This window comes from Streptomyces sp. NBC_01451 (assembly GCF_036227485.1).
In the GTDB taxonomy this organism is placed as follows: domain Bacteria; phylum Actinomycetota; class Actinomycetes; order Streptomycetales; family Streptomycetaceae; genus Streptomyces.
This window is the reverse complement of the sequence record NZ_CP109479.1, coordinates 6,181,637-6,194,037: the sequence shown is the minus strand read 5'-3', so window position 1 is coordinate 6,194,037 and position 12,401 is coordinate 6,181,637. Positions and strand designations below refer to the sequence as shown.

Sequence of the window (12,401 nt, the reverse complement as noted above, 5' to 3'; positions counted from 1 at the left end):
GGACACAAACACCTCTACGCACAAGTAGGTTTGCTCAACGCAAAAAGGCACGCCACAAGGGAGATCGGCGGTACCCACCGCTCATCTCACGCAGGAGAAGGGGGAGTTACGGAATGACAACGACAGGCCGCTGGGCGCGCTTCGCGAGCCGCCCGGCCACCGACCCGAAGATGCGCCCGACGATGCCGTGGGTCGAGCCGACGACGATGGCGTCGGCCTCGTACTCGCGCCCGACCTCTTCGAGTTCGTGGCAGATGTCGCCGCCGCGCTCGACGAGGATCCAGGGCACCTCGGCCAGGTAGTCCGCGCACGCGAGTTCGAGCCCGAGGACCTCGGTTCTGTGGTCCGGCACGTCGACGAAGACGGGCGGCTCGCAGCCGGCCCACACCGTGGTGGGCAGCCGGTTGGCCACATGCACGATGATCAGACCCGAACCGGAGCGGTGGGCCATGCCGATGGCGTACGCGAGGGCGCGCTCACTCGACGTCGAGCCGTCGAAGCCCACGACGACACCGTGCTTGAACGCGGGGTCGCAGGACTGACGTGGTTCTTCCGCCGCCAAGGGCTCGGCCGCCGTGTGATCGGCGACGGGGCGCTTGCGGTCCGCGGGTTCCAGGAATTCGTGACCGGCCATGGGATTCTCGGCGTTTTGATCCTCGTGGTGGGACAACGTGATGTGGGACGACGGAGTGCGGCGGAGCTGTGTCCGGGAATCATCTTCCCAACCCCATACCCCCAAGGGTACGGCGACACTCCTCCGTAGCCCATAGCCCGCACGTGCTCCGGACGGGTTCCAGGGAGCATGCACGAGGGGGTGCCCGTAACGCAATGGTTGCTGCCACGTACAGGCTGTTTCCACAGGGTTCGCCTACATCTCGCCTACTCCGATCACGCTCGCGCACATCTTCCGGACATCCTGGCCAGTGACCGACCGCTCGAACACGCGTTGAACCCCGTGACCCGTCGTCGACCAGTCGTCACAGGGAGCAGCCATGACCTCACCGAGCCAGGACTCCGCGAGCGACCTCGTCCGCTGGGCGGCCTTCAGTTGCGTCCTGGTCCCCGTGGTGCTCGTCCTCTACGGCACCTCGCTCGGCGGCGCGGCCGGTACGGCACTTGGGCTGGCAGCCGTGACCGGGGTGTGCCGGGTGCTGCTGCGGCAGTCCGAGCGCGGCGCGGCCCGGATGCCGGCCGAGGAGAGCGCCCCGCCCCGGGGACGGCACGGCAGGACCCCTTCCGGCGCCCATTCCGGGACCGTTTCCGGCGCCCACCGCGGCGGCCGGCACTCTGGCGGAACTACACCGGTCGACTGACCTGTTTTCGCGCACGCGCCCGATGCTTTTCAGCCAACTTCCGGCTACCGTGCACCCCTTGGCCGAACAACCCCCAAACCCCTGTTCCACCTGCACTGAAAGGGTCCCGGCGGGCCCGTGCACCCTACGCGGATTGGCCACTGCGACGAGGCGCACTTCCCTGCGCGCCCCACGAGTGCAACGCTTCGTGATCGAATGCTTTACGCCAAGTTGCCAAGTCGACAATCCGTCGAGTGACCAACTGGTCACCTCGGCATCATGGGACACAGTAGATTCGATCTTGACTGTCTACGGCGGGGGACTCGTGCAGGACCGAGGGGAAACGTGCTGGAGCGACAAGCCCGACAAGATAGGGGCGACGCGACCACCGAGGGGGGCTTAGCAGTATGAGCCACGACTCCACTGCCGCGCCGGAAGCCGCGGCCCGGAAACTTTCCGGGCGACGCCGCAAGGAGATCGTCGCGGTGCTGCTGTTCAGCGGCGGCCCCATCTTCGAGAGTTCCATACCACTTTCGGTGTTCGGGATCGACCGCCAGGACGCCGGAGTGCCGCGCTACCGACTGTTGGTGTGCGGAGGCGAAGAGGGTCCGTTGCGGACCACCGGCGGGCTGGAACTGACCGCACCGAACGGCCTGGAGGCGATCGCGCGGGCAGGCACCGTCGTCGTGCCCGCCTGGCGTTCGATCACAGCGCCGCCACCGGAGGAGGCGCTCGACGCACTGCGTCGGGCCCACGAAGAGGGTGCGCGGATCGTCGGCCTGTGCACAGGTGCGTTCGTCCTCGCGGCGGCGGGCCTGCTGGACGGCCGCCCGGCGACAACACACTGGATGTACGCACCGACGCTGGCGAAGCGCTATCCGTCCGTCCATGTCGACCCACGGGAACTCTTCGTGGACGACGGCGACGTACTGACGTCCGCGGGCACGGCGGCGGGCATCGACCTGTGTCTGCACATCGTGCGGACGGACCACGGCAACGAGGCGGCCGGTGCGCTGGCCCGCCGACTGGTGGTCCCACCGCGCCGGTCGGGCGGCCAGGAGCGCTATCTCGATCGGTCTTTACCCGAGGAGATCGGCGCCGACCCGCTCGCCGAGGTCGTCGCCTGGGCGCTGGAGCATCTTCACGAGCAGTTCGACGTGGAGACGCTGGCGGCACGCGCGTACATGTCCCGTCGTACGTTCGACCGCCGCTTCCGCTCGCTCACGGGAAGCGCTCCGTTGCAGTGGCTGATCACGCAGCGTGTCCTTCAGGCCCAGCGTCTCCTGGAGACGTCGGACTACTCGGTGGACGAGGTCGCGGGCCGTTGCGGCTTCCGATCCCCGGTGGCTCTGCGTGGCCACTTCCGCCGCCAGCTGGGCTCGTCCCCGGCCGCGTACCGCGCGGCGTACCGGGCGCGCAGGCCGCAGAGTGAGCGGGTGCAGGAGCCGGACGGAGGGCTGCCCGGGGCGCAGGGCGGCCCCGGCGGAGGCATGGGTACGCCGACCACGGCGGGCCAGGGACACGGGCACCACGGCCAGGGCGGCCACGACCGCGCCCTGCACCCGGAGAGCCCGGTCCCGATCCAGGCCCGGCGTACGGCGAGCTCGGTCGGCCTGTCGGCGGAGCACGCGCGGGATCCGTACGTCGGAAGCCGCGCGAGCCTGCCCGGGCAGCGGAGCGGTGCGTAGCTTCTGAGTGCCGGACGGGCCGGGGGTACGTTCCCCGGCCCGTCCGGCATCTCCAGCCCGGGCGACACCATCCGGCCCGTCCGGCGACCGAGGACGAGCGTGTTCGGCGCGAATGGGGGTCTGGGGGCGGAGCCCCCGGCGAGGCCCGCACCGGCGCCGGGTGCCCAACCCCCCGAACGAGCACACCGCACCACTGGTTCGCCCCGCGCCACCTGCCCGTAAGGTGAGACGCATGAACGATCGCATGGTGTGGATCGACTGCGAGATGACCGGTCTCTCGCTGTCGGACGACGCGCTCATCGAGGTGGCCGCGCTGGTCACCGACTCCGAACTGAACGTGCTCGGCGAGGGGGTGGACATCGTCATCCGTCCGCCCGACTCGGCGCTGGAGACGATGCCGGAGGTGGTGCGGCAGATGCACACCTCGTCCGGACTCCTGGACGAGCTGGCCGGCGGTACGACACTGGCCGACGCCGAGGCACAGGTCCTGGCGTATGTGCGCGAGCACGTCAAGGAACCGGGCAAGGCGCCGCTGTGCGGCAACACGGTCGGCACGGACCGCGGCTTCCTGCTCCGCGACATGGGCACCCTGGAGGCGTACCTCCACTACCGGATCGTGGACGTCAGTTCGGTGAAGGAACTGGCCCGGCGCTGGTTCCCGAGGGCGTACTTCAACAGCCCGCCCAAGAACGGCAACCACCGCGCCCTCGCCGACATCCGCGAGTCGATCGTCGAGCTCCGCTACTACCGCGAGGCGATCTTCGTACCGCAGCCCGGCCCGGACTCGGACACGGCCCGCACGATCGCGGCGAAGCACGTCCTGCCCACGACGCAGTAGCCCCTGCGGCAGCCCCGGGGAAAGCCGGGCGCGAGCACCCCTTCGGACCCTGTACACTTTTTCTCGGCCGGTCAGGAAGACCCCACGGACTTCCCAAGCCGGTCATGGTGGGTGTAGCTCAGCTGGTAGAGCACCTGGTTGTGGTCCAGGATGCCGCGGGTTCAAGTCCCGTCACTCACCCTGATCGATCAAGGGCTGACCTGTGAAAACGGGTCAGCCCTCAGTCGTATCCCAACCCTTGGGAACATCGTGGGAACACCGCCTTTGCGCACCGTCCGCCTGGATCTGCTCCCGCTGGCCGTCGAGCACGCCGAGGAGATGGCGGCGGCGCTCTCGGACCCCGCCCTGCACACGTACATCGGCGGCGCCCCGAGCACTCCCGACGCGCTGCGCGCCCGCTACCAACGGCTCGTCGCCGGTTCCCCGGACCCCTCGGTGACCTGGCTCAACTGGGTCCTGCGGCTGCGCGCCGACGGCTGCCTCACGGGCACCGTCCAGGCCACGGTCATCGAGGACCGGCGGCTCGCGGAGATCGCCTGGGTGGTGGGCACGCCCTGGCAGGGCCGTGGGCTCGCCTCGGAGGCGGCACGGGAACTGGTCGAGTGGCTGAGCCGGCGATCGTCCGTCCGTTCGATCGTCGCGCACGTCCACCCGGAGCACCGGGCGTCGGCGGCGGTGGCAAGGGCTGCGGGCCTGTCCCCCACGGAGGAGGAACAGGAAGGGGAGGTGAGATGGCGGCTGTCCCTGCCCGATCCCCCGGCTACACCGCCCCGCTGACCGCCCGCCAGGCCGCCACGAACTCCCGCACCCCCGCGAACCGGTCCCCCGGGTCGTCCCGGGTGGCCCGTTCCACGACCGCCAACTGCCCGTCCGTGCCCCGCCATTGACGCTCGGCGTCACCGGCGTCGAGCAGGAGGCGGGCGGCGCGGGCGAGGACGTACACGGTCGTACGGACATCGATGACAGCGCCCCGTCGCCACTCCTCCGGGGCCATGAACCGACTGGACCCCGGCAGCCGGTCCTCCTGGAGCACGAACGGCCCCGGACGGTACTCGTCCAGGTCGACCAGGTGGACGGCGTCGCCCTCGAAGTCGTACAGGAACGCGCCGTCGTAGAGGTCGACGGCGACCTGGCCGGCGGCCTCCACGGCGAGATGGGCGTCCAGGATGCGGTCGATCACCCGGAGGACGGTGGGGACGGGCAGCGCGCGGAAGCGGGTCATGGGGGCGTCCGGCCCCGCCTGACGCCCCTGGTACAGCGTCTCGCCCGGCCGCCAGGGCAGCACCGCCGCCGTACGGCCGTCCCGTACCGCGAACCGGTGCACCTGCGGGACGATCACCGGATGGCGCACCCTGCGGTGGAACGCCCAGGCCCGGTCCATGGCGGCCTGGGCACGTCCGGTGACCGCCTCCTTGACGAACCAGCTTTCCCCGTCCGGGAGTTGGACCCCGTAGCCGACGCACCCGGAGTCCTGGTCCCCGAACACGCGGAACACCTCCCCGGTCCTGCGCAGGTAGGGCTCGACCTCGGCGACCTCGACGGCGGACAGCAGCGGGTGGGAGTCCATGGGTCCAGGGTGAACGCTCCGGCGGGTGCGGGACAGAGGGCGGGCGTACCGTCGAGGCGTGGGCCGGTCACGGAATCCGGGAGGCCTCGCATGCACAAGCAACGGCATCAGCGGTTCCAGGGGTGGGCCGACGGCACGGCTCCCCCGCCGCCGCACCGGCCGGCCCCACGTGCTCGGCGGTTTCCCCGGTGGCGGCCTCCGACCTGGGTGATCCTGGTCTTCAACGCGCTCATGCTGCTGTGGCTCGTCGCCGGCATCAACGCCGCCGACGACGCCGGCAAGGACTGCCGGGGCGAGGAACTGTGTGAGAACGCGAACGATCTCGGCACGGCCCTCGGCGCCGGATTCGTCGTCTTCCTGTGGATGGCCGGCGCCGTGATCCTCGGCGTCATCCGGCTTGTCACCAACCGCTCCGGGCGTCGGCCGCCCCGACCTCCGGACTCGCCCCCGCCCGGCTGGTGACCCCCGGCTTCAGGACCACGTCTTCAGGACCACGTTTTCAGGACGACGTACGGGTCATCAGTTCCGTGGGAAGCACCAGCCGGCGTCGCTCCAGGATCCGGGACGCCGTCGGACGGCGGTCGGCGACCTCCTCCAGGAGGAGGTCGATCATCGCGCGGCCCATCTCCACGATCGGCTGGCGGACGCTCGTCAGGGGCGGGTCCATGTGGCGGGCTATGGCCGAGTCGTCGTAGCCGACGAGGGCCACGTCCTCGGGTATGCGGCGGCCCTCCTCGCGCAGGACCTGGCGGGCGCCCGCCGCCGTCACGTCCGAAGCGGCGAAGACCGCGTCCAGGTCGGGGCAGCGGGACAGGAGACGGGTCATCGCCCGGCGACCGCCCTCCTCGGTGAAGTCGCCCGGTTCGATCAGGTCCTCGTCCACCTCGTGGCCCGCCGCCTCCAGGGCTTCGCGGTAGCCGTCGACGCGACGCTGGGCGCCGTACACGTCCAGGCGGCCCGTGATGTGGGCTATCCTCCGACGCCCCCGGGAGAGCAGGTGTTCGACCGCTTGCCGGCCGCCGCCGTAGTTGTCGGAGTCGACCGAGGTGAGGGTTTCCGCCGCGGACCTCGGGCCGCTGATCACCGCCGGGATCTCCAGCTGGGCCAGCAGGTCGGGGAGCGGGTCGTCCGCGTGGGTCGAGACCAGCAGGACACCGTCGACCCGGTGGGCGGCCAGGTACTGGGCGAGGCGTTCGCGTTCCCGGTCGCTGCCCGCGAAGATCAGCAGGAGCTGCATCTCCGTGTCCGAGATCGCGCTCCCCACGCCGCGCAGCATGTCCGAGAAGTACGGTTCCGCGAAGAAGCGGGTCTCCGGCTCGGGGACGACCAATGCGATCGCGTCCGTGCGGTTCGCGGCGAGGGCGCGGGCCGCGGTGTTCGGGACGTAGCCGAGTTCCGCGACCGCCGCCTCGACCGCGGCGCGGGTCGCGTCACTGACCCTCGGAGAGCCGTTGATCACCCGGGAGACCGTGCCGCGGCCCACTCCGGCGCGCGCGGCGACCTCTTCCAAGGTCGGCCGGCCACCGCTGCGGCCCCGCGCTCCGTGGCTTGCCATCTGGCTCCGCCCTTCCGCTGTCATCACCCTGGCCTGGAATCTAACAGTCCCGCCTGGGGGCACCCGCCACCACCGGGGACACCCGGTCGCCCCGGAGGCCGACCGCCCCGGGGAGCCGCCGGGCAGGACCCGGTGCCGGCCGGGGCCCGGCTGCCGCCCGGCTCACGTCCGGCTCGTGCCCGACTCCGCACTGGCCGATCTCCATCGGTCCGCGTCCCGTTCGTACCGTCCCGCCGAATTAGTTAACAGGCCGATAACTGAAGGCACCTCCTCCCGTCATCGCCCTTGACACCCCCGCCCGGACCGACGAACCTTCAACACATCACCGATGGGAGCGCTCCCACGGTACCTGACACATACACATCCCGCACGTTCCCCGCCCGAGCCGCAGCGCTGAATCAAGACGAACTAACGGGCCCAACAATGCAGTTGGCCGGGGGGTCGGCACGTCAGGGCAACAGGAGGACGTAATGCGAGCACGTACCCGAACCGCCCGTCAGGCGGTGGTCCTCGCGGCCGTAGCATCGCTGGGCGCCGGGCTGCTGGCCGGCTGTGCCGACGACGGCGACGGCGACAGCGGCGGCAGTTCGTCTTCGGGCGGCGGTGGTGGCAAGACCACCATCACCCTCGGGCTCTTCGGCACGATGGGCTTCAAAGAGGCCGGTCTCTACACCGAGTACGAGAAGCTGAACCCGAAGATCAAGATCGCCGAGAACGTCATCGAGCGGAACGAGAACTACTACCCCGCTCTGCTCAACCACCTCACCACCAACAGCGGTCTGCAGGACATCCAGGCCGTCGAGGTCGGCAACATCGCCGAGATCGTGGCCACGCAGGCCGACAAGCTCGAAGACCTCTCCAAGGCTCCCGGTGTGGACAAGAGCGCCTTCCTCGACTGGAAGTGGGCCCAGGCCACCACCGCGGACAACAAGACCATCGGGCTCGGTACGGACGTCGGTCCGATGGCCATCTGCTACCGCAAGGACATGTTCGAGGCGGCCGGGCTGCCCTCGGACCGGGACGCGGTCGGCAAGCTGTGGGCCGGGGACTGGAACAAGTTCGTCTCCGTCGGCCGGCAGTACAAGGCGAAGGCGCCCAAGGGCACCACGTTCATGGACTCCCCCGGCGGCCTCCTCAACGCGATCCTCAGCAGTGAGAAGGAGAAGTTCTACGACGCCTCGGGCGAGATCATCTACAAGACGAACCCGGCGGTCAAGGCCGGCTTCGACCTGACCGCGAAGGCCGCGGAGGACGGCCTGGTCGGCGCCCAGACACAGTTCCAGGCGTCGTGGGACACGACGATCGCCAACAGCAAGTTCGCCGCGATGGCCTGCCCGCCGTGGATGCTCGGCTACATCAAGGGCAAGTCGAAGCCGGAGTCGGCGGGCAAGTGGGACGTCGCCGTGGCCCCCAAGTCCGGCAACTGGGGCGGCTCCTTCCTCGCGGTCCCGAAGAGCGCCAAGCACGTGAAGGAGGCCCAGGCGCTGGCCGCCTGGCTGACCGCGCCCGCCCAGCAGGCCAAGCTGTTCGCCGTCCAGGGCAGCTTCCCGAGCGCGCAGGCCGCGTACACCTCTCCCGAGGTCACCGGCGCCAAGAACGACATGACCGGCAGCGCGCCGATCGGTGAGATCTTCGCCGAGGCCGCCAAGTCCAGCCCCGTGCAGGTGATCGGCCCGAAGGACCAGATCATCCAGCAGGGTCTGACCGACAACGGCGTCATCCTGGTGACGAAGGGCAAGTCGGCCAAGGAAGCCTGGGAGACGGCGACCAAGACCATCGACAACAACCTGGAGAAGTGACCGGTATGTCCACCCGGCACGACACCGCCGCGCCCCCCGAGAAGGAGGGGGGCGCGGCCCCGGCCGCCCGAGGCGGGTCGGCTCCGCCCACGGAGGCGGAGGCCCGCCGCCGGCTCCGGCTGTCCCGTCGATGGCAGCGGGACGTGCGCTGGAGCCCGTACGCGTTCGTCTCGCCCTTCTTCGTGCTGTTCATCGCGTTCGGCCTGTTCCCGCTGATCTACACCGGCTGGGCCTCGCTGCACACCGTGGAGCTGACCGCGCCGACCGACATGGACTGGGTGGGGATGCGCAACTACACGCGCATCTTCGACGACGACTTCTTCTGGAACGCGGCGAAGAACACCCTGACCATCGGCGTCATCTCGACGGTTCCGCAGCTGGCGATGGCGATGGGTCTCGCGCACATCCTCAACTACAAGCTGCGTGCCTCGACCTTCTACCGGGTCGCGATGCTCGCGCCCTACGCCACCTCGATCGCCGCCGCCTCGCTCGTCTTCGTGCTGCTCTTCGGGCGCGACTACGGCATGATCAACTGGGTGCTCGACGCCGTCGGTCTCGACAAGATCGACTGGCAGAACGACAAGTGGCCGTCCCAGATCGCCGTTTCGACGATCATCATCTGGCGGTGGACCGGCTACAACGCGCTGATCTACCTCGCCGCGATGCAGGCCATCCCGCAGGACCTGTACGAGTCGGCGGCCCTCGACGGGGCCAGCCGCTGGCGGCAGTTCATCCATGTGACGCTGCCGTCGCTGCGTCCCACGATCCTGTTCACCGTCGTCGTCTCCACCATCGGGGCGAGCCAGGTCTTCGGTGAGCCGCTGCTGTTCGACGCCAACAAGGGCGCGTCCGGCGGCGCCGAGCACCAGTTCCAGACGCTGGGGCTCTATCTGTACGAGCAGGGCTGGGTCAACCAGCACCTCGGCCGGGCCTCCGCCATCGCCTGGACCATGTTCCTGATCCTCATCATCATCGGGATCGTCAACTACGTCATCTCGCGCCGGCTGCGCGCCAGCAGTTAGGAGCCCGTCGTGACGACGACCTTGACGAAACCCCCCGCCGACGCCGCACCCGAGCCCACCAAGCGCTCGCGGCTGCCCAAGTCGGCGCGTGCGGGCGGGACTCTGCACGCCGGGCCCATCGCGTACGTCATCCTCGTGCTGTTCACCGTCGGCTCGCTGTTCCCACTGGTGTGGACCGCGATCGCCGCCTCCCGCGACAACAACCGGCTGGCGCAGACACCGCCGCCGTTCTGGTTCGGCTCGAACCTGTTCAGCAATCTCAAGATCGCCTGGAACGACGCCAACCTCGGCGAGGCGTTCTTCAACACCACGTTCGTGGCCGGGGTCTCGGCGGCCACCGTCGTCATCCTGTCGACGATCGCCGGGTTCGCCTTCGCCAAGCTGCGGTTCCGCGGCCGGGGCGCGCTGATGCTGCTCGTCATCGGCACGATGATGGTTCCGCCGCAGCTGAGCGTGATCCCGCTGTACATGATGGTCGCCAAGCTCGACTGGACCGACCAGCTCCAGGCGGTGATCCTGCCGTCCCTGGTGAGCGCGTTCGGTGTGTTCTTCATGCGGCAGTACCTGATCCAGGCGCTGCCGGACGAGATCATCGAGGCGGCGCGGGTGGACGGCGCGAGCAGTTGGCGCGTGGTGTGGCACATCGTGTTCCCGGCGGCCCGGCCCGCGATGGCGGTCCTGGGCATGCTGACGTTCGTACAGACCTGGAACGACTTCCTGTGGCCGTTCCTCGTCCTCACCCAGACCGGCAACCCGACCGTGCAGGTCGCCGTGGCGGGCCTGGGCCGCGGCTACACACCCGACCAGTCCCTGATCATGGCGGGCGCGCTGCTCGGCACGCTGCCGCTGCTGATCGTCTTCTCGATCTTCGGCAAGCAGATCGTGGGCGGGATCATGCAGGGCGCCGTCAAGGGCTGAGCCACTGCCCCACCCACACGCCGCCCCGCTGACGCGCCGACTCGCTGACGCGCACAAGGACATCTCCACGGGAACTCACCTGGGGGCCGGGTCACCGCCGCCTCGGCCCCCTCGCACGTCCCCCCACTTCCCTTCCTCCTCACCCGTCGGCTCCACGACTTCCTATGGGAGCGCTTCCATGCCTGAATCCGTTACCCCTGTGACCTTTCCTCCCGCCTTCCTCTGGGGCGCGGCGACCTCCGCGTACCAGATCGAGGGGGCGGTGCGGGAGGACGGCCGCACCCCCTCGATCTGGGACACGTTCAGCCATACCCCGGGCAAGACGGCCGGCGGCGAGCACGGTGACATCGCTGTCGACCACTACCACCGCTACCGCGACGACGTGCAGATGATGGCCGACCTGGGCCTGACCGCGTACCGCTTCTCCGTCTCCTGGTCGCGGGTGCAGCCGACGGGCCGGGGGCCGGCGGTCCAGCGCGGTCTGGACTTCTACCGGCGCCTCGTCGACGAGCTCCTCGCGCACAACATCAAGCCCTCGCTCACCCTCTACCACTGGGACCTCCCGCAGGAGCTGGAGGACGCGGGCGGCTGGCCGGAGCGGGAGACCGCGCTGCGTTTCGCCGAGTACGCGCAGATCATGGGCGAGGCGCTGGGCGACCGCGTCGAGCAGTGGACCACGCTCAACGAGCCCTGGTGCAGCGCGTTCCTGGGGTACGCCTCGGGTGTGCACGCGCCCGGCCGGACCGAGCCGCTGGCCTCCCTGCGGGCGGCGCACCACCTCAACCTGGCGCACGGGCTGGGCACTTCGGCCCTGCGCGCGGCGATGCCGGCCCGCAACACGGTCGCGGTGAGCCTCAACTCCGCCGTGGTCAGGCCGCTTTCGCAGACCCCGGAGGACCTGGCGGCGGTCCGGAAGATCGACGACCTGGCCAACGGTGTCTTCCACGGCCCGATGCTGCACGGCGCCTACCCGGAGACCCTGTTCGCCGCCACGTCGTCGGTCACCGACTGGTCGTTCGTCCTCGACGGCGACCTCCCGCTGATCAACCAGCCGCTGGACGCGCTGGGTCTCAACTACTACACGCCGGCGCTGGTGTCGGCGGCCGAGGAGAAGCCGAGCGGTCCGCGCGCCGACGGTCACGGGGCGAGCGACTTCTCGCCGTGGCCGGGGGCGGACGAGGTCCTCTTCCACCAGTCGCCGGGTGAGCGCACGGAGATGGGCTGGTCGATCGACCCGACGGGGCTGCACGACCTGATCATGCGGTACACGAAGGAGGCTCCGGGTCTGCCGATCTACATCACCGAGAACGGCGCCGCCTACGACGACAAGCCCGAGTCCGACGGCAGCGTCCACGACCCGGAGCGGATCGCCTACCTGCACGGCCATCTGCGGGCGGTCCGGCGCGCGATCGCCGAGGGCGCGGACGTCCGCGGCTACTACCTGTGGTCCCTGATGGACAACTTCGAGTGGGCCTACGGCTACGGCAAGCGCTTCGGCGCGGTGTACGTCGACTACGCGACCCTGACCCGCACCCCGAAGTCGAGCGCCCTCTGGTACGGCCGCGCGGCTCGCAGCGGGAGCCTGCCGGCGGCCAACTCGGAATGAGCGGTTCCCTGACGGGGCGCGGCATCTGAGGGGGGCGCCGCGGCCCGGCGGTCGTGTGCGTTGTCGGATGCGGGTGGGTGGGCGCTGGTCGCGCCCACGCGGCGGAGCCGCACATG

The 12,401-nt window shown here is 69.9% G+C and carries 12 protein-coding genes and 1 tRNA gene; 10 read left to right on the top strand and 3 right to left on the bottom strand.

Features of this window, described 5'->3' with window-relative positions; genetic code table 11:
• Positions 1-106 precede the first annotated feature (106 nt).
• Positions 107-634 carry a universal stress protein gene (locus tag OG595_RS27275; protein WP_006376589.1) on the bottom strand — a complete coding sequence of 176 codons (528 nt, stop codon included), beginning with the start codon at positions 632-634 and terminating at the stop codon, positions 107-109.
• Between the two features lie 358 nt (positions 635-992).
• On the opposite strand from OG595_RS27275, the gene OG595_RS27270 reads away from it, so the two are divergent.
• The 5 genes from OG595_RS27270 (at position 993) to OG595_RS27250 (ending at position 4,595) form a co-directional block, all read left to right on the top strand.
• Positions 993-1,313, top strand: a complete 321-nt coding sequence (locus OG595_RS27270; RefSeq protein ID WP_329276479.1) for a hypothetical protein — start codon at positions 993-995, stop codon at positions 1,311-1,313.
• Between the two features lie 386 nt (positions 1,314-1,699).
• A complete protein-coding gene (locus tag OG595_RS27265) occupies positions 1,700-2,980 on the top strand; it encodes a helix-turn-helix domain-containing protein (protein ID WP_329276477.1) in 1,281 nt (426 codons plus the stop codon).
• 232 nt (positions 2,981-3,212) lie between these two features.
• Positions 3,213-3,818 carry an oligoribonuclease gene (gene orn, locus OG595_RS27260; protein WP_329276475.1) on the top strand — a complete coding sequence of 202 codons (606 nt, stop codon included), beginning with the start codon at positions 3,213-3,215 and terminating at the stop codon, positions 3,816-3,818.
• A gap of 107 nt (positions 3,819-3,925) precedes the next feature.
• Positions 3,926-3,998 (top strand) — tRNA-His (locus OG595_RS27255).
• A gap of 84 nt (positions 3,999-4,082) precedes the next feature.
• Positions 4,083-4,595 carry a GNAT family N-acetyltransferase gene (locus tag OG595_RS27250; protein ID WP_329276473.1) on the top strand — a complete coding sequence of 171 codons (513 nt, stop codon included), beginning with the start codon at positions 4,083-4,085 and terminating at the stop codon, positions 4,593-4,595.
• Here OG595_RS27250 and OG595_RS27245 read toward each other — a convergent pair.
• Positions 4,579-5,385 (bottom strand): serine/threonine protein kinase, encoded by an 807-nt coding sequence (locus tag OG595_RS27245; protein ID WP_329276471.1) that lies wholly within the window; start codon positions 5,383-5,385, stop codon positions 4,579-4,581. The genes OG595_RS27250 and OG595_RS27245 overlap by 17 nt on opposite strands.
• 90 nt (positions 5,386-5,475) lie before the next feature.
• Between OG595_RS27245 and OG595_RS27240 the strand changes: the two genes are divergently transcribed.
• A complete protein-coding gene (locus tag OG595_RS27240) occupies positions 5,476-5,847 on the top strand; it encodes a hypothetical protein (RefSeq protein WP_329276469.1) in 372 nt (123 codons plus the stop codon).
• Positions 5,848-5,884: 37 nt separating this feature from the next.
• Here OG595_RS27240 and OG595_RS27235 read toward each other — a convergent pair whose 3' ends face one another.
• The gene (locus OG595_RS27235) at positions 5,885-6,940 is read right to left on the bottom strand and encodes a LacI family DNA-binding transcriptional regulator (RefSeq protein ID WP_329276467.1); all 1,056 of its coding nucleotides are present in this window, start codon (positions 6,938-6,940) and stop codon (positions 5,885-5,887) included.
• Positions 6,941-7,410: 470 nt separating this feature from the next.
• Here OG595_RS27235 and OG595_RS27230 point away from each other — a divergent pair, with 470 nt between their 5' ends.
• The 4 genes from OG595_RS27230 (at position 7,411) to OG595_RS27215 (ending at position 12,285) form a co-directional block, all read left to right on the top strand.
• Positions 7,411-8,739, top strand: coding sequence for an ABC transporter substrate-binding protein (locus OG595_RS27230; RefSeq protein ID WP_329276465.1), 1,329 nt, complete (start codon positions 7,411-7,413; stop codon positions 8,737-8,739).
• A gap of 5 nt (positions 8,740-8,744) precedes the next feature.
• Complete coding sequence (locus OG595_RS27225) at positions 8,745-9,761, top strand: carbohydrate ABC transporter permease (RefSeq protein WP_329276463.1); 1,017 nt, start codon at positions 8,745-8,747, stop codon at positions 9,759-9,761.
• A 9-nt stretch (positions 9,762-9,770) separates the two neighbouring features.
• Positions 9,771-10,679, top strand: coding sequence for a carbohydrate ABC transporter permease (locus OG595_RS27220; RefSeq protein ID WP_329276461.1), 909 nt, complete (start codon positions 9,771-9,773; stop codon positions 10,677-10,679).
• 178 nt (positions 10,680-10,857) lie between these two features.
• Positions 10,858-12,285 carry a GH1 family beta-glucosidase gene (locus OG595_RS27215; protein WP_329276459.1) on the top strand — a complete coding sequence of 476 codons (1,428 nt, stop codon included), beginning with the start codon at positions 10,858-10,860 and terminating at the stop codon, positions 12,283-12,285.
• Positions 12,286-12,401 lie beyond the last annotated feature (116 nt).